The following is a 15,802-nucleotide window of genomic DNA, read 5'->3' as shown; positions in this document are numbered from 1 at the left end:
CGCCTGCTCCGCAGCGGGGCTCAGCTTTTAATTTCTCTTTGCTTTTAATTTTTTGCGCATGGCTGATTCTGCTGCTGCCCGCCCGGCAACTACGTCGGGCCGGGCCGCTCCGGCTGCTCCCGAGGCCGTTGTCCAGCTTATCGTTTTTCGCCTCGGTGATGAGGACTATGGCATCCGCATCGAGCAGGTGAAGGAAGTAACCATCACCCCGGATGTAGTGCGGATGCCCAAAACTCCACCCTTCATAAAGGGTATTGCAAACTTGCGGGGCGACATTATCGCCATTGTAGACCTGGAAGAGCGGTTTCAGCTCCGGCCCGCCGGGCGGCCGGTTCCCGAGTTTTCCTATACCTTGGCCGTCGAAGCGCCCGATTATACCCTGGGCCTGATGGTGCGGGAGGTGCCGCGCCCGGTAACGGTGCCGGTGAGCCTGATAGAGCCCGCTCCCGAGTTTGTGCAGGATACGGCGCAGCGGGAAAAATACCTGGAGGGCATTGCAAAGCTTCCCGACGGTAATGGCGTCATTATCGTGCTTGATATGCCTAAACTATTATCACCCAGCGAGATAATGCGCCTGCCCGGCCGGCCGGCCGAAACGGCTAATCGGCCAGCCAAAGCCAGCCGTACGCCGCACGATGCACCCTCTAAGCCCCAACAGACGTAGAGGAGCCAGCCGGAGCCCAGTCCGTTTCGGCTTTTCTTCTATTCTCCTCTTCACTCTCTAGATTTTCAGGTATACATGAATAAGCGGATTCTCATCGTCGATGACTCGTTCTACATGCGGACGATGCTCAAGAATATGCTCACCGATGCTGGCTACGACGTAGTGGGTGAAGCAGCCAACGGCCAGCAGGCCCTGGAAATGGCAGTGGCTACTACCCCCGACCTGATTACCCTTGATGTTATTCTGCCCGATAATACCGGCCTCGACGTGCTCAAGGGTATTCGTCAGCAGCAGCCCGATGCCAAAGTGGTGATGTGCTCGGCCGTAGGCCAGGAAACTATTGTGAACGAAGCCATTGAAAATGGTGCCCTGGCTTATATCGTCAAGCCATTCTCCGAAGAGCGGGTGCTTGAGATAGTGGGCTCCGCCTTGCAGGGCGACAGCTCGCTGGCTTAGGTTATTCGGTGGTTTTATCTAACGCTTGGTAGTTTTACAGCTCTTGCTTTCTCTCACTTTTTTTGCGCATAGTGCCCGTCTACAGACGCTGGCTGGCTTCGGTATTCCGAAGGCGGCTGCCTGTGGGTGGCTGTTGCGCGGGCGGGTGGGCCGTAGCTATTTGTCGGGGAGTCGGTTATGAAATCACGAGAACAAGAGTACCGTGAGCTGTTCATGGCCGAGGCGTTGGAGTATTACGACGCCATGTCGCGCCATTTGAGTGAGCTGGAGCGCAACCCGCAGGATACAGCTGCGCTCAACGAGCTCTTTCGGCTCATGCATAACCTCAAGGCAAATGCCCGGGCTATGGGTTTTGTCGATATGGGCGAGGTTGCCCATAAGATGGAAACCCTCTTTGGCCAGATTCGAAGCCAGGAGCGGGCCTTTACCGGGGCCTTGGTAACGCTGACCTTCCGGGCCGTAGATGTGCTCGGCACTATGATTCGGGCGGTGGGCTCGGGTCAGGATTCGGGTGAGGCCAAGGGCCTGCTCGACAACCTCGACCTGCTTATAAAGGGCGAAGAGCCGGTAGAAACCCAGGCGGCCCCTACCGAAGAAGAAGTAGATTCGGACGCGGCCCGCAAGCTGGAATTATCTGACTTGGTCTATATTCCGGTTAAGAAGCTTGACAACCTGCTGAACCTGGTAGGAGAGCTGGTAATCGACCGCGACCGCATCCTGACGCTGGCCGAGGAGCTGGGCCATTCGGCGCTGCAAGCCACCGCCCGGCACCTGTTTCGCATCTCCGACGACTTGCAGTACTCCGTGATGGACGTGCGGCTGGTAGGCGCGGGGGTGCTGCTCAACAAGTTTCCGCGGGTAGTGCGCGACGTGGCCGCTACCGAAAACAAGCAGGTAGAATTGACGCTGGCCGGCCAGGACGTGCAGATTGACCGCAATGTCTTGCAGCTCATTACTGATGCGCTGCTGCATATTGTGCGCAATGCCGTAAGCCACGGCCTGGAGGAGCCGGCCGCGCGGCTGGCGGCTGGCAAGCCAGCAACTGGTCAGTTGAGCATCTCGGCCCTGACCGAGCGCGACGACGTGCTGCTCCAGGTGCAGGATGACGGCCGGGGCATCGATACCGAAGCCGTGCGCCGCAAAGCCGTGCGCAAAGGCCTGGTATCGGCTGAGGCGGCGGCGCTGCTCGATGAGCACGGAGTATGGGCGCTGCTCTTTGAGCCCGGCTTCTCGATGGCCGAGCAGATAACGGATATTTCGGGTCGGGGCGTAGGCCTCGACGTGGTTAAGCTGGCCATCGACTCGCTGGGTGGGCAGCTGCGGGTAAATTCTGAATTAGGCAAGGGCACCACGTTTACGCTGGTGCTGCCAACCTCTATCGCGGTTAAAGGCGCCCTGCTGATAGAGCTGGAAGAGCGGGCCTATGCCGTGCCGCTCCTGCACACCGATACGGTACTGGCCCTGGCTAATGACCAGATTTTTGCCGTCGGTGGGTTGCTTATGACCCGCGTGCAGGACGAAAATGTGCCCATCGTGCCCCTGCGGCAGCTCTTATATGCCGAGGGCGATGAGCAGCTGCCCCGCGCTACCCGCGCCGACCTGCCCACAGACGGCGGCTTGCACCAGGTGCTGATAGTCAGCTACAACAACCGTCGGCTGGGCCTGCTTATCGACCGCTTTCTGCGTCAGCAGAATATTGTGGTCAAGTCGTTGAGCAAGCCCCTCGATACCATTGACCTCTTCGGGGGCGTCACGCTACTGGGCAATGGGCAGCTGTGCCTGGTGCTGGACGTGCCGGCCCTTACTCGTCTGTTTCTGGCCAAACGTCCTTGATGTTGGCTACCTCCCCCTGTTTTTCGTATTACCCTGCTGTCTCCCGCTGCTGTCGCCACGCACTTAGCTGTTATGAATTTATCAATGAATGAGTTAGAGCGCGATATTATCCGCGAAATCCTCAACATCGGTCTGGCCCGGGCGGCCGACAGCTTTGCCGTGATTGCACAGGAGCGCGTGATGCTGGAGGTTCCCAACCTGGACTTGCTGCCCAGCAGCGAGATTATTGACCGGGTGCGCGATTACCAGGCCCGCTACGTGGCTATCCAGAGCGATATTCGGGGCGATTTTAACGGCTCGACGTTCATGTTCTTTTCCGGGCAGCACGTGCAGCGCCTTTCGCGGGTGTGCCTCCGCATGCAGGTGTCTGACTCGCTGCAGCTCAACGAGCTGCAGGAGTCGCTGCTGCTCGAGATAAGCAATATTATTACCGGCGCCCTGGTAACTCAGCTGGCGAACATTCTGAAAGCCAATATTTACGGCGCGCCGCCGATGGCGCCTACCGGCGACCTGGCCGAAGCGCTCCAAAACCTGCTGCCCGACCCGTCGGCCCTGCAGCCGCTTATCTTCTCCGTAATTACGCAGTTTTCCGACAAGGAAAATTCGGTTGAGCTACCGCTGATGCTGTTTTTTGACCGGGCTACGTTTGAGAAAATCCTCGAAATCATCCGGACGTATGATTTTCTGGGGAAAGCACAGTCGGCAACGTAGTAATATGCATTATTTAATATATTAATTCGACAGCCATTTTCTTGCTTGCTACGGCCGTAACGTCATATTTCTTAACCCCACCAAGCGCCAGTCGCTTGGTGTTCTTTTTTAGCTGTGTCCCAAATTTCGCTCGCGCAAAAGATTGCCAATTTTGACCCAAATGCCCTCGGCGACGCCGCCGGTGGTTTATTTGGCCTGCCTTTTACCCCCGAAGAAGCCCAGGTTGTGGTGGTGCCCGTGCCCTGGGAGGTAACGGTAAGCTACCGTGCCGGCACGGCGCAGGGCCCGGCGGCCATTCGCGAAGCCTCTTTGCAAGTTGACCTCTACGACCCCGAATTGCCGGAAGCCTGGAAGCTTGGGCTGGCAATGGAGGAGGAAGACGAGGCGATTGCCCAAGCCAGCCGGGAGCTGCGCCCCGTGGCAGCCGGCTACATTGGCTGGCTTGAAGCCGGCCAGCCCGCCGCCGGGGCCGCCAAGCATGGGCCGGTACCGGCCCGAATGACTGCCGAAGGCCAGAAGCTACTGCAGTGGCTCAAAGCCAAGACCGGTGCCCTGCTGGATGCCGGCAAGGCCGTAGCCGTGCTCGGCGGCGACCACAGCACGCCGCTGGGCTACCTGCACGCGCTGGCCGAGCGCCACAGTGAGTTTGGCATCTTGCAGATAGACGCGCACTGCGACCTGCGCCCCGCCTACGAGGGCTTTCAGTATTCGCACGCCAGCATCATGTATAATGCCCTGGAACTGCCGCAGGTGAAGAAGCTGGTGCAGGTGGGCATCCGTGACATGTGCCAGCAGGAGGCCGACCTGGTTGAGCATTCGGTGGGCCGCGTGGCACTGTTCGGGCAGCGGTTTATGAGCGAAGAGAAGTTCGCCAAGAAATCCTGGAAGAAAGTGTGCGGTAAGATAATTGCTCAGCTGCCCCAGAAAGTATATATTAGCTTTGATATAGATGGTCTCGACCCCAAGCTCTGCCCCGGTACCGGTACGCCCGTTCCCGGCGGGCTGGAGTACGAGGAGGCAACTTACCTGCTACGCCAGATAGTGCGCTCCGGCCGCACTATTATTGGCCTCGACCTCAACGAGGTAGCGCCCGGCGATACCGAGTGGAATGGCATCGTGGGTGCCCGCCTGCTATATCAGCTCTGCAACTGGATGGCCGTGTCGCAGGGCCGCCTGGCGGCTAAGGGCGTGGAGTCGTCGACCGACTAGCTTTTCCTTCATTTCCCACCCTTTTGCACTGTTTCGCGCTATGGGCAAGCTTCTTATCAAGTTTATGCTTTCGGCCCTGCTTACGTATGGCCTGGCTAAGGTATTGCCAAACGTGCGGCTCGACGGCGTAAGCAGCGCCGCGCTGTTGGTTATCGTCATGGGGCTGCTCAACGCCACCGTGAAGCCGGTGCTCAAGATTATCGGCTTTCCGATTACGGTCCTGACTTTAGGGCTGTTTCTGCTGATTATCAACGTGATAATCGTTAAGCTGGCGGACTTTCTAATGACCAGCTTTGCCGTAACCGGCTTCGTAAGCACCTTGATTTTTAGTCTGGCGCTGTCGCTGGTCACAACCGTGGTAGACATGGTGGTGGACTAGGTGCCAGCCGCTGCGCGCCGGAGGAACCCGTTGGGTGTTGGCTGGCAACGGGCAACGAGCCTGGGCAATAAGGTATTCATCAAAAAGCCCGGCCGCTTCGAGAAGCGGCCGGGCTTTTGGGCATTGGGCTCGTTTGCTATACGCGCCGGATATCGGCGCCCAGCGCATTCAGGCGCTCGTCGATGTTCTGGTAGCCCCGGTCAATCTGCTCCACGTTGAGGATTTTGCTGGTGCCCTCGGCACTCAGCGCCGCGATGAGCAGGGCCACACCGGCCCGGATGTCGGGTGAGGTCATGGTAATGCCATTCAGCATCTTATGACGGTCGAGGCCGATGACAGTAGCGCGGTGCGGGTCGCAAAGGATAATCTGCGCGCCCATATCAATGAGCTTGTCTACAAAAAACAGGCGCGACTCGAACATTTTCTGGTGAATAAGCACCGTGCCCCGCGCCTGGGTGGCCACAACCAGAATAATGCTCAGCAAGTCGGGGGTAAAGCCCGGCCAGGTATGGTCCGAAACGGTCAGGATGGAGCCGTCGAGGTAGGTGCCAATCTGATAATGCTCCTGGGCCGGAATATAGATATCGTCGCCGCGAAACTCCAGCTCAATACCCAACTTGCGGAAGGTGTCGGGGATGATGCCCAGCTCGGGAATCTGACAACCCTTGATGGTAATTTCGGAGCCCGTCATGGCGGCCAGGCCGATAAAGGAGCCAATCTCAATCATGTCGGGCAGCATCCGGTGGTCGGTACCACCAAGATTTGCCACCCCTTCAATGGTGAGCAGGTTGGAGCCAATTCCCTGAATCTTAGCGCCCATGCGCACCAGCATGCGGCAGAGCTGCTGCAAATACGGCTCGCAGGCCGCGTTGTAGATGGAGGTGGTGCCCTCGGCCAGCACGGCCGCCATCAGAATGTTGGCGGTGCCGGTTACGCTGGCTTCGTCGAGCAGCATGGAGGCGCCATGCAGCTTGCCCTTGGGCACATGCAGGCGGTAGAAGTCGGTGCCTTCCAGGGTGAGCTGGGCTCCCAGCTTCTCAAGGCCGATAAAGTGCGTATCAAGCGGCCGGCGGCCAATCTTGTCGCCGCCTGGCTTGGGTAGCTGGGCGCGGCCGTAGCGGGCCAGCAGCGGGCCAAGTATCATCACCGAGCCGCGCAGCTCGCGGGCCTGGGCCACAAACTCGGGCGTATCGAGGTAGTCGAGGCGCACGTCCTCGGCCTGAAATATATACGTGTCCGGCGCCAGCTGGCCCACTTTCACGCCCAGGTCGCGCAGCAGCTCGATGAGCTTATTCACGTCCCGAATATTAGGTACGTTGCTGATGGTGACAGGCTCCGGGCTGAGCAGCACTGCGCACAGAATCTGGAGCGCTTCATTCTTAGCCCCTTGGGGTATAATTTCCCCGTGCAGCTTCCGTCCGCCGCGTACTTCAAAAGCAGCCATTCTCTTTCAATTAACAGTTAACAATGAGCAGTGAGAAATTGACCGGGCACCTGGGCGGTGCCGGCCAATGAAGCTGCAAAGCTACTGCGGCGGCTGCTGGGGTTCGGAGCGAAATTTCTTGCCCCGCTTTTTATCGCGCTTTTTACCGTTGCCGAAGCCGTTGCCGCCTTCGGGCCGGTCGGGGCGGCGCTCCCGGTTGTCGCGGTCGCGGCTGCCTTCAAAGCGCGGCTGCCCACTGGCGCGGGCCGGTGCGGTGGGCGTTGCCGCAGCCGGCAGGGCCGCCAGCTCAAACAGGCCCTGGTCGGCCACTACCTGGGCATCGAGCTTCAGCTCGCCGCCCGACAGCTCGCTCAGATGCCGGATAATGGTCACGTCCTTGGCGTTTTCCTTGTTGTGCTGGCGGTACAGAAACTTCATGGTGCGCCCAATCTGGGCGGCGGCCAGCTCGCGCTCGGCAGCATCGGGCAGCGTCAGGGCCTTGGCAATCAGCGCTTCCACGCCGCGACCGTAGGCCTTGAGCTTGGGGGCCTGGCGGGGGTACTCCACGCGCCGGGGCTTTTCGGTGTGCAGCTTGGGCGGGGTCAGCGGCACGGGCGCATCGAGGGCCACGTCGGTGCCGGCCAGCGCGTGCAGGTGGTTCCAGAGACGGTTCTGAATGTCGGGCTGGTCGCGCAGGCTGGGGCGCAGGCGCAGCATCAGCTGCACAATGCCCGCGGCGCGGCGCGTGCGCTCGGCTACGTCCTCAATCTGGGCCAGACCCTGAATGAGCTGGTAAGTGCTTTGCCCGTATTCGCGCACCAGCAGTTGCAGGTGGAAGGGCAGGGTAGTGGGAATTTCTTGCATTGATTTATACTAATTTAGCGCGGAGTTTCGCAAAGTTTTAACGGCAGACTTTGCGAAACGCTGCCAACGCTGCGAAACTCCGCGCTACAGCACCCGCAGCTTGGCAAAGCTCAGGAGCAGGGTTTTTTCGCCTACTTCTTCAAACAGAATAATCGCCTTCACGGTGCCGTTCTGCTTTTCGAGGGTGGCGACCTTGCCGAAGCCGAATTTAGCGTGCTCCACGCGCTGCCCGGCCTGCAAGTTACTCGTGTCGGAGGGTTGGAAGTCGGCCGGCGCTACGTACTTGGTGGGCACCGTCTTACGGACGGGGGCCGCCACAAGGTTGGAGCGCCGCTCAAATACGTGCTGAAAGGGCGACTCACCCACCGCCGGGCCGGCCGCAAATTTCACGTTGAGGTACTGCGGGTCAATCTCATCGAGGAAGCGCGACTTCTCGCACGAGCGCAGGTTGCCCCACTGGTAGCGCGAGGTAGCATAGCTGAGCGTCAACTTCTTTTCGGCCCGCGTAATGGCGACGTAAAATAGCCGGCGCTCTTCCTCCAGGTCGGCCCGCGAGGTAATCATCATCTGGCTCGGAAAAAGATTTTCCTCCATGCCCACGATGTATACATTGCGGAATTCCAGGCCCTTAGCCGAGTGAATGGTCATCATCGTCACGGCTTCGCCTTCCTGCGCGGCATCTTTCAGGTCGGAGTCGGTGACGAGGGCAATGTCCTGTAAAAAGGCGCCCAGCGACTTATCCTCGCGCTCGTGGTCGTCGACGTATTCCTTAATGCCGTTGAGCAGCTCCTGAATGTTCTCGTAGCGCGACAAGCCCTCGATGCTCTTGTCGGCGTACAATTCTTCAATCATGCCCGAGTTTTTGGCAATGAATTTGGCTGCCTCGAACGCATCTTCCTTGGCCGCTACGGCGGTGTAGCTTTTTATTTTTTCGGCGAAGCCTACCACCGGGTTCGATACCCGCGCCGGCAAAAACTGGTCGGCATTGCTCACCACTTCCCAAATGGTATGGTTGGCTTCTTCGGCCGCGTTAATTAATTTGCTGATGGTGGTATCGCCGATGCCACGCTTCGGATAATTAATGACCCGGCGCAGTGCCTGCTCATCGTTGGGGTTTACTGTGAGGCGCAGGTAAGCCACTAAGTCCTTGATTTCCTTACGCTGATAAAAGCTCAGGCCGCCAACGATTTTGTAGCGAATATTCAGCTTTCTTAATGCTTCCTCCATTGCCCGGCTCTGGGCGTTGGTGCGGTAGAGGATGGCGAAATTATCGTAGGAAAGATGCTGGTTCATCTTGTCCTCGTAAATCGACTGGGCAATTAATTTGCCTTCCTCGTTGTCGGAGGCGGCTTTAATTACCTCAATTAAATTGCCGTCCTCGTTTTCCGAAAAGACGCTCTTGCGCAGCTGCGCCTGGTTGTTTTTAATAACCGAATTGGCAGCCCACACGATATTTTTGGTGGAGCGATAATTCTGCTCCAGCTTGAATACGTTCAGTTCGGGATAGTCTTTTTCGAAATTGAGAATATTGGTAATATCGGCACCCCGGAAGGCGTAGATACTCTGCGCGTCGTCGCCTACTACGCAGATATTCCGCTCTTTAGCTGCCAGCTTGCGGGTAATTAAATACTGCGAGTAATTCGTGTCCTGGTACTCGTCTACCATCACAAACCGGAATTTATTCTGGTATTTATTCAGGATATCGGCGTGGTCGCGGAAGAGCACGTTGGTCTGGAACAGCAGGTCGTCGAAATCCATGGCGCCGGCCTTGAAGCAGCGCTGCTGGTACTGCTGGTAGAGCACCCCGATTTTGGGTCGCAGCGCCGCCTCATCGTCCTGCTTGATAACCGGGTCGTTGAGATACTGCTGCACCGACACGAGCTTGTTTTTGGCGGCCGAGATGCGGCCCAGCACGGTGCTGGCTTTATAGAGCTTATCGTCGAGCTCCAACTCCTTCACAATCTGCCCGATGAGCGTCTTGCTGTCCTGGGTGTCGTAGATGGTAAACGAGCGCGGGTAGCCGATACGGTCGGCCTCGGAGCGCAGAATCTTGGCAAAAACCGAGTGAAAGGTACCCATCCAGAGGTTTTTGGCCTGCGGGCCCACCACTTTCTCAATGCGGGCGCGCATTTCCTTGGCGGCCTTGTTGGTAAAGGTGAGGGCCAGAATATTGAACGGGTCGACGCCCTGCTCGAGCAGGTGGGCGATGCGGTAGGTAAGCACCCGCGTTTTGCCCGAGCCGGCGCCGGCGATAATCATGCAGGGGCCTTCCGTCTGGAGCACGGCAGCGGCCTGCGAGGGATTTAAAAGAGCGTGATAATCTAAAGCCATACGAAAAGTCCGCCGGAGGGCGGCTAGCTGACAAAGATAAGTTGGCAGGGTGGGAGGGCGGTATCTTTGTGCTACCAATTTTAGGCAGCGCGGCTACCCGCTGGCGCTTTACTAACGGCTTTCTATTGTCGATAAATTCGCTTTGCGTTATGATTGTTATCCAAAATACCGTTATTTCCGACGACGTAGCGGAGAATTTCTTTGTCTGCAACCTCGAGGCCTGCCAGGGCGCCTGCTGCGTGGAGGGCGACCTGGGCGCGCCGCTGGAGCTGGCCGAGCTGGAGATTCTCAAGAGCGAATACCCGAAGATTGAGCCTTTTCTGACTGAGGCCGGCAAGCAGGCCATTGCCGCTCAGGGGCTTTATATTGAAGACTGGGAGGGCGATTATAGCACCACCACTATCAACGACCGCGAGTGCGCCTACGCCCTCTACGACGAGCGCGGCATTCTGAAGTGCGGCATCGAGCAGGCGTATCTGGCGGGCGCTACCACGTTTAAGAAGCCCATCAGCTGCCACCTGTACCCGATTCGCATCACGAAGTACGAGGGCTTCGAGGCGCTCAACTACGACCGCTGGGACATTTGCTCGCCGGCCTGCTCGTTTGGGGCCAAGCTGGGGGTGCCGGTCTATAAGTTTTTGCAGGAGCCGCTGGAGCGCAAGTACGGCGCGGCCTGGTACGCCGAGCTGGCGCGGGAGATTGAAAATCCGACGGCGTAACAGTAGCGCGGACGCCGCGAGTCCGTGCGTGGCGTCGTTGGGCAACGTTTCCACGCGCGGACTCACGGAGTCCACGCTACTGTTACTTCATAAACACCGGGCGGATAAGGTTCTCAAACGTGAAAATCTCGTCCCACTTCTCCTGGGTCAGCAATGCGCGCTCGGTTACGGCGATGTCGTGGACCGACTTGCCGGTGGCCAGGGCTTCTTTGGCGATGCTGGCGCTGGTTTCGTAGCCGAGCACGGGGTTGAGCTGCGTTACAATGCCGATGCTGTTGTACACCATACTGGCGGCGTGGGCCGCGTTGGCGGTGATGCCGAGCACGCATTTTTCGCGCAGCGTGCGGCAGGCGTTGGTCATGTAGGAGATGCTGGTAAACAGCGCGAACGAGATAACCGGCTCCATCACATTGAGCTGCAGCTGGCCCGCCTCGGCAGCCATGGTCACGGTGAGGTCGGCCCCGATAACGTAGAAGGCCGTCTGGTTTACCACCTCGGGCACTACGGGGTTTACCTTGCCGGGCATGATGCTGGAGCCGGGCTGCAGGGGCGGCAGGTTGATTTCAAACAAGCCGGCGCGCGGGCCCGAAGCCAGCAGGCGCAGGTCGTTGCATATCTTGCTCAGCTTCACGGCGGTGCGCTTGAGCACGCCCGAGAGCTGCACGTAGGCCCCGGTATCGTAGGTAGCTTCGATGAGGTCGCCGGCCAGGCTCAGGTCGAGGCCGGTAATAGTACGCAGGTGCTGGGTTACAAGGCCCGCGTAGCCGGGCGGCGTGTTCACGGCCGTGCCGATGGCCGTGGCACCCATGTTAATTTCGGAGATGAGCCGGCGCGAGTCGTCGATGCGCAGCAGCTCCTCGCGCAGGTTGGTGGCGAAGGCGTTAAACTCATCGCCCATGCTCATCGGCACGGCATCCTGGAGCTGGGTGCGGCCCATTTTGAGCACGTTGTGAAACTCCTGGCCCTTTGCAAAAAAAGCATCGGCCAGCTCGGCCAGCGTGTCGCGGTAGCCGGCGAGCTTGTTGTTGAGCGCAATGCGGAAAGCCGTGGGGTAGGCGTCGTTGGTGCTTTGCGAGCAGTTGACGTGGTTGTTGGGGTGGCAGTACTGGTAGTCGCCCTTCTGGTGACCCATCATTTCGAGGGCCACGTTGGCAATTACCTCATTGGCGTTCATGTTAACGGAGGTGCCGGCCCCGCCCTGAATCATGTCGGTCAGAAACTGATTGTCGAACTCGCCGCCGGCCACGCGGTCGCAGGCCCGGGCAATGAAGTCGGCAATGGTGGGGTCGAGCACGCCCAGCTCCTTGTTGGCCAGCGCCGCCCCTTTCTTGACAAATGCCAGCGCCTGCACAAACAGCGGCTCGGTGCGTATGGGTATTCCGGTAATATAGAAGTTTTCTAATGCTCTTAAGGTTTGGATGCCGTAGTAAACATTATCCGGAATAGCCATTTCGCCCAGAAAATCGTGTTCGAGGCGGGTAGCTTGCGTGGGGGTAGTAACAATCATGGAGAGAAGCAGGGGAGGTGAGTGGGTGGGAAGCCGCCGCAAAGTAAGTTGAACTATAACGTAAACTGCCCCTGCCGGCCGAAATGGCGGGGGCAGGGGGCAGTTTGGTCGCTAAGCTTAAGCCAGGGGGAATAGCGCAAACCACGAAAGTTTGCGCTACGGCCGGCTAATATAGGTAGCTCATGCTTTCGCCTTCAGGAGCAGTTAGTTGGGCACCCACACCGACCAGCTGCGGCTGTTGACCGGGAAGTTGCCGTAGCCGTTGGCATCGGTAGTGATAGTACCGCTGTAGTTGCCGGTTTTGTCGGTGAGCGTGGCGCTTTTAAAGGGCGAGGTAATGCCCCGGCTCTGGGTGCTGCCGCCGTCGTTGAGCACCAGCATCAGGCCCTTGTGGGTAGAGTCGCCGGCGCGCGAGTAAGCGTAATAGTCGGCATCATCAATGCTGGTATATTCGTAGGAGGCGCCGTAAGCATTGGCCTTGCGAATGCCCATCAACGTTTTAATCTGGGCACCGAGGCCGTAGTTGTAGTAGTCTTTGTAGAAAACGCAGGGGTAACCCTTCTCGCGCATCAGGATGTAGGCGTAGGCCAGCTGCTTGAGGTTGGCCACCGGCGAGTACAAGCCGCCGGGGTTGTCGGTGTCGTGGTTATCAACGAACGACACGGAGTGCACGCCGTCGGCTTCGGTGAGGCCGGCAAACTCGAGCCCGCGCATATCCCACGAGCCGTTACCATCGCTCATGGCCTTGAAGGTGTAGTGCAGCGGCACGTCAAACAGGCTCGTGCGCCCGCCCGTCGAGGAAATATAGCTCTGAAGCTCGCTTACGCTGTTGAACCACACCTCACTCACGGCAAAGCGCGTGCTTTTCACGTTGTCGAACCACGTGTTCAGGAAGGAGGTAAGCATGTGCTTGCCGGCGTCGATGCGGTAGCCGTCCAGGCCCAGGGTGGTGGTCATCCAGTTGCCCCACTTCACCGTCTCATTGACCTGGTTCACGTCGGCATAGCGCACTTCGCAGCCCATGAGGTTGTCGTAGGCGTCGCCGTTGTTGTAGGGCTGAAAATCCCAGGGGTTCCACTGGTACCAGCCGTTATTCGGGGCCTGCTGGGCCCCGTTGAAGTTGTAGTAGTGCCACTGGTAAGTGCTGTACTTGTTGGCCCGGGCCGGGTAGGTAAAGCTGGTCCAGACGTTGTAGTTGGTGCCGTTGTAGGTGAAGCTCTCCTGGGCATCGGCGCCCATGAAGTGGTTCATGACCATGTCTTCGTAGACCTGGATGCCCTTGCCGTGCAGCGCCGAGACGCAGCTTTGCAGCTGGGCCAGCGTGCCGTAGCGGGTGGCCACCGAGCCTTTCTGGTTGAACTCGCCCAGGTCGTAGCGGTCGTACACCCCGTAGCCGTCGTCGTAGCCGCCGGCCGCGCCTTTGTATGCCGGCGGCAGCCACACAGCCGTAAAGCCGGCGGTGTTAAACTCCGTGGCTTTGCCGCCGAGCACCTGCCACCAGGTCTGGCCGCTGGTGCTCTGGGGCACGTCCCAGTAAAAGCCCTGGAGCATCACGCCATTGACGGCAGTGGCATTGCTGCTGCTTAAGGCAGTAGGGCTGGGAGTGGTCGGAGTCGTCGACTCCTTGGCGCAGGCAGCCAGCAAAAGCGTGGCCGCCAGCGATGCGCGGGTAGCGCCTCGTAAAAAATGAGACATTAAAAAGAGAATTGGGTGGGGAAAAGAAAAAGCGGACCGGCAACTTGCCGGTCCGGTAAAAAAATTAGTGCCAGGTGTCGGTTACCGTTTGGGTAGTGCCGGCTGGCGTGAGCGAGTTGTTGGGGTCGTTTTCCCAGAGGATATTGCCCGAGCCGTCTTTGCGGAAGTACTTGTACTGCACGCCGATGCCGGCGGTCAAGGGCAGGGTTACCGACCAGTTGGGGAAAGCCGCGCCGCTCAGCTGAATGGCGTTGGCCGTGTTCCAGGAGCCAAGCTGGCCGGTGCTGCCCACGATGTACAGGTTCTGGCCCGATACCGTGTTGCTGTAGTTGATGTTGAACGTTACGGCCGTAGTTGGCTGGGGCACCCACACCGCGTAGGAGCGCGAGTTAACGGCAAACGTGCCGGTGCCATTCGCATCCGTGGTTACCGTGCCGGCCGTGTTGCCGGTGAGGTCGGTGAGCGTCGCGTTTTTGAAGGGTGTGGTGAGCGTCTTGGTGGCGTTGCTGCTGCCGTCGTTGAGCAGCGTGAGCAGGCCGGTATGGCTGGCGTCACCGGCGCGCGAGTAAGCGTACACATCGGCGTCATCGGCGCTGGTATACTCGTAGCCCGAGCCGTAGGCGTGGGCCTGGCGGATGAGGTTCAGGGTTTTAATCTGGGCGCCGAGGCCGTAGTTGTAGTAGTCTTTGTAGAAGACGCAGGGGTAGCCCTTCTCGCGCATCAGGATGTAGGCGTAGGCCAGCATCTTCAGATTGACGATGGGCGAGTACAAGCCCCCCTGGTTATCGGTGTCGTGGTTATCGACGAACGACACTGACAGCGGTCCGTTTGACTCGGTGAAGCCGGCAAACTCGAGCCCGCGCATGTCCCACGAGCCGTTACCATCGCTCATGGCCTTGAAGGTGTAGTGCAGCGGCACGTCGAACAGGCTCGTGCGCCCGCCCGTAGCCGAGGCGTAGCTGTTCAGCTCGCTTACGCTGTTGAACCATACTTCACTCACGGCAAAGCGCGAGCCCTTCACCTGGTCGAACCAGGTATTGAGAAAAGAAGTGAGCATGTGCTTGCCGGCGTCGATGCGGTAGCCGTCCAGGCCCAGGGTGGTGGTCATCCAGTTGCCCCACTTCACCGTCTCATTGACCTGGTTCACGTCGGCATAGCGCACTTCGCAGCCCATGAGGTTGTCGTAGGCGTCGCCGTTGTTGTAGGGCTGAAAATCCCAGGGGTTCCACTGGTACCAGCCGTTATTCGGGGCCTGCTGGGCCCCGTTGAAGTTGTAGTAGTGCCACTGGTAAGTGCTGTACTTGTTGGCCCGGGCCGGGTAGGTAAAGCTGGTCCAGACGTTGTAGTTGGTGCCGTTGTAGGTGAAGCTCTCCTGGGCATCGGCGCCCATGAAGTGGTTCATGACCATGTCTTCGTAGACCTGGATGCCCTTGCCGTGCAGCGCCGAGACGCAGCTTTGCAGCTGGGCCAGCGTGCCGTAGCGGGTGGCCACCGAGCCTTTCTGGTTGAACTCGCCCAGGTCGTAGCGGTCGTACACCCCGTAGCCGTCGTCGTAGCCGCCGGCCGCGCCTTTATAAGCCGGGGGCAGCCACATGGCGGTGATGCCGGCCGCGCTCAGCTCAGCCGCCTGGCCGCCGAGCACCTGCCACCAGGTCTGGCCGCTGGTGCTCTGGGGCACGTCCCAGTAAAAGCCCTGCATCATGGTGCCCGGCACCGCCGAGGCGTTGGAAGAAGTCGCGCTCGGCGTGTCCGGGGCGCTGGGGGCTGCCGCCTCCTTGGCGCAGCCCGCTAGTAATAGCAGAGCCAGCGCGCCAGTCAGGCGCGTGGCCCCGGGTAGGGGTGTTAGCATGTTGGTTTGGGTGGGAAAGGTAGGCCGCAATGTTAACGGAAATTCCGCGCTTTACCACTATAAAATTTGGATTTTTTTTGCCAAAGGCTGAAAGGCTGTTAAATGATTGTTGCATGAAGTGACCTGCTAATTAACCGGCTTTTATACTATTTTTAGGCCTTT

General features: G+C 59.0%; 13 protein-coding genes. 7 read left to right on the top strand and 6 right to left on the bottom strand.

Annotated features, from left to right (window positions below; translation table 11 throughout):
- Positions 1–58: 58 nt before the first annotated feature.
- The 6 genes from F6X24_RS14455 (at position 59) to F6X24_RS14430 (ending at position 5,252) form a co-directional block, all read left to right on the top strand.
- A complete protein-coding gene (locus F6X24_RS14455) occupies positions 59–664 on the top strand; it encodes a chemotaxis protein CheW (protein WP_151088695.1) in 606 nt (201 codons plus the stop codon).
- A gap of 75 nt (positions 665–739) precedes the next feature.
- Positions 740–1,120, top strand: coding sequence for a response regulator (locus tag F6X24_RS14450; RefSeq protein ID WP_151088694.1), 381 nt, complete (start codon positions 740–742; stop codon positions 1,118–1,120).
- Positions 1,121–1,297: 177 nt separating this feature from the next.
- Positions 1,298–2,953 (top strand): chemotaxis protein CheA, encoded by a 1,656-nt coding sequence (locus F6X24_RS14445; RefSeq protein ID WP_151088693.1) that lies wholly within the window; start codon positions 1,298–1,300, stop codon positions 2,951–2,953.
- Between the two features lie 84 nt (positions 2,954–3,037).
- Positions 3,038–3,664 (top strand): chemotaxis protein CheC, encoded by a 627-nt coding sequence (locus F6X24_RS14440; RefSeq protein ID WP_151088692.1) that lies wholly within the window; start codon positions 3,038–3,040, stop codon positions 3,662–3,664.
- A 114-nt stretch (positions 3,665–3,778) separates the two neighbouring features.
- The gene (locus F6X24_RS14435) at positions 3,779–4,873 is read left to right on the top strand and encodes an agmatinase family protein (protein WP_229725118.1); all 1,095 of its coding nucleotides are present in this window, start codon (positions 3,779–3,781) and stop codon (positions 4,871–4,873) included.
- A gap of 40 nt (positions 4,874–4,913) precedes the next feature.
- Positions 4,914–5,252 carry a phage holin family protein gene (locus F6X24_RS14430; RefSeq protein WP_151088691.1) on the top strand — a complete coding sequence of 113 codons (339 nt, stop codon included), beginning with the start codon at positions 4,914–4,916 and terminating at the stop codon, positions 5,250–5,252.
- Between the two features lie 136 nt (positions 5,253–5,388).
- Here F6X24_RS14430 and murA read toward each other — a convergent pair whose 3' ends face one another.
- From murA to F6X24_RS14415, 3 genes are all read right to left on the bottom strand, one after another.
- A complete protein-coding gene (murA, locus tag F6X24_RS14425) occupies positions 5,389–6,696 on the bottom strand; it encodes a UDP-N-acetylglucosamine 1-carboxyvinyltransferase (RefSeq protein WP_151088690.1) in 1,308 nt (435 codons plus the stop codon).
- A gap of 81 nt (positions 6,697–6,777) precedes the next feature.
- Positions 6,778–7,539 (bottom strand): DUF4290 domain-containing protein, encoded by a 762-nt coding sequence (locus F6X24_RS14420; protein ID WP_151088689.1) that lies wholly within the window; start codon positions 7,537–7,539, stop codon positions 6,778–6,780.
- A gap of 84 nt (positions 7,540–7,623) precedes the next feature.
- Positions 7,624–9,870: an ATP-dependent helicase gene (locus tag F6X24_RS14415; RefSeq protein ID WP_151088688.1), complete on the bottom strand. Its 2,247-nt coding sequence runs from the start codon at positions 9,868–9,870 to the stop codon at positions 7,624–7,626.
- 149 nt (positions 9,871–10,019) lie between these two features.
- Between F6X24_RS14415 and F6X24_RS14410 the strand changes: the two genes are divergently transcribed.
- Entirely contained in the window at positions 10,020–10,589 is a 570-nt protein-coding gene (locus F6X24_RS14410) for a DUF3109 family protein (RefSeq protein WP_151088687.1), read from the top strand.
- An 82-nt stretch (positions 10,590–10,671) separates the two neighbouring features.
- On the opposite strand, the gene aspA is transcribed toward F6X24_RS14410, so the two are convergent.
- The 3 genes from aspA to F6X24_RS14395 form a co-directional block, all read right to left on the bottom strand.
- The gene (gene aspA / locus F6X24_RS14405; protein ID WP_151088686.1) at positions 10,672–12,096 is read right to left on the bottom strand and encodes an aspartate ammonia-lyase; all 1,425 of its coding nucleotides are present in this window, start codon (positions 12,094–12,096) and stop codon (positions 10,672–10,674) included.
- Between the two features lie 204 nt (positions 12,097–12,300).
- On the bottom strand, positions 12,301–13,791 hold the full coding sequence (locus F6X24_RS14400; RefSeq protein ID WP_151088685.1) for an alpha-amylase: 1,491 nt from the start codon (positions 13,789–13,791) through the stop codon (positions 12,301–12,303).
- A 64-nt stretch (positions 13,792–13,855) separates the two neighbouring features.
- Positions 13,856–15,640 carry an alpha-amylase domain-containing protein gene (locus F6X24_RS14395; protein ID WP_191906338.1) on the bottom strand — a complete coding sequence of 595 codons (1,785 nt, stop codon included), beginning with the start codon at positions 15,638–15,640 and terminating at the stop codon, positions 13,856–13,858.
- Between the last annotated feature and the right edge of the window lie 162 nt (positions 15,641–15,802).

This window comes from Hymenobacter baengnokdamensis, assembly GCF_008728635.1.
GTDB lineage: Bacteria > Bacteroidota > Bacteroidia > Cytophagales > Hymenobacteraceae > Hymenobacter > Hymenobacter baengnokdamensis.
Note: the sequence above shows the minus strand (reverse complement) of the source record. Positions and strands in the feature narration are given on the sequence as shown.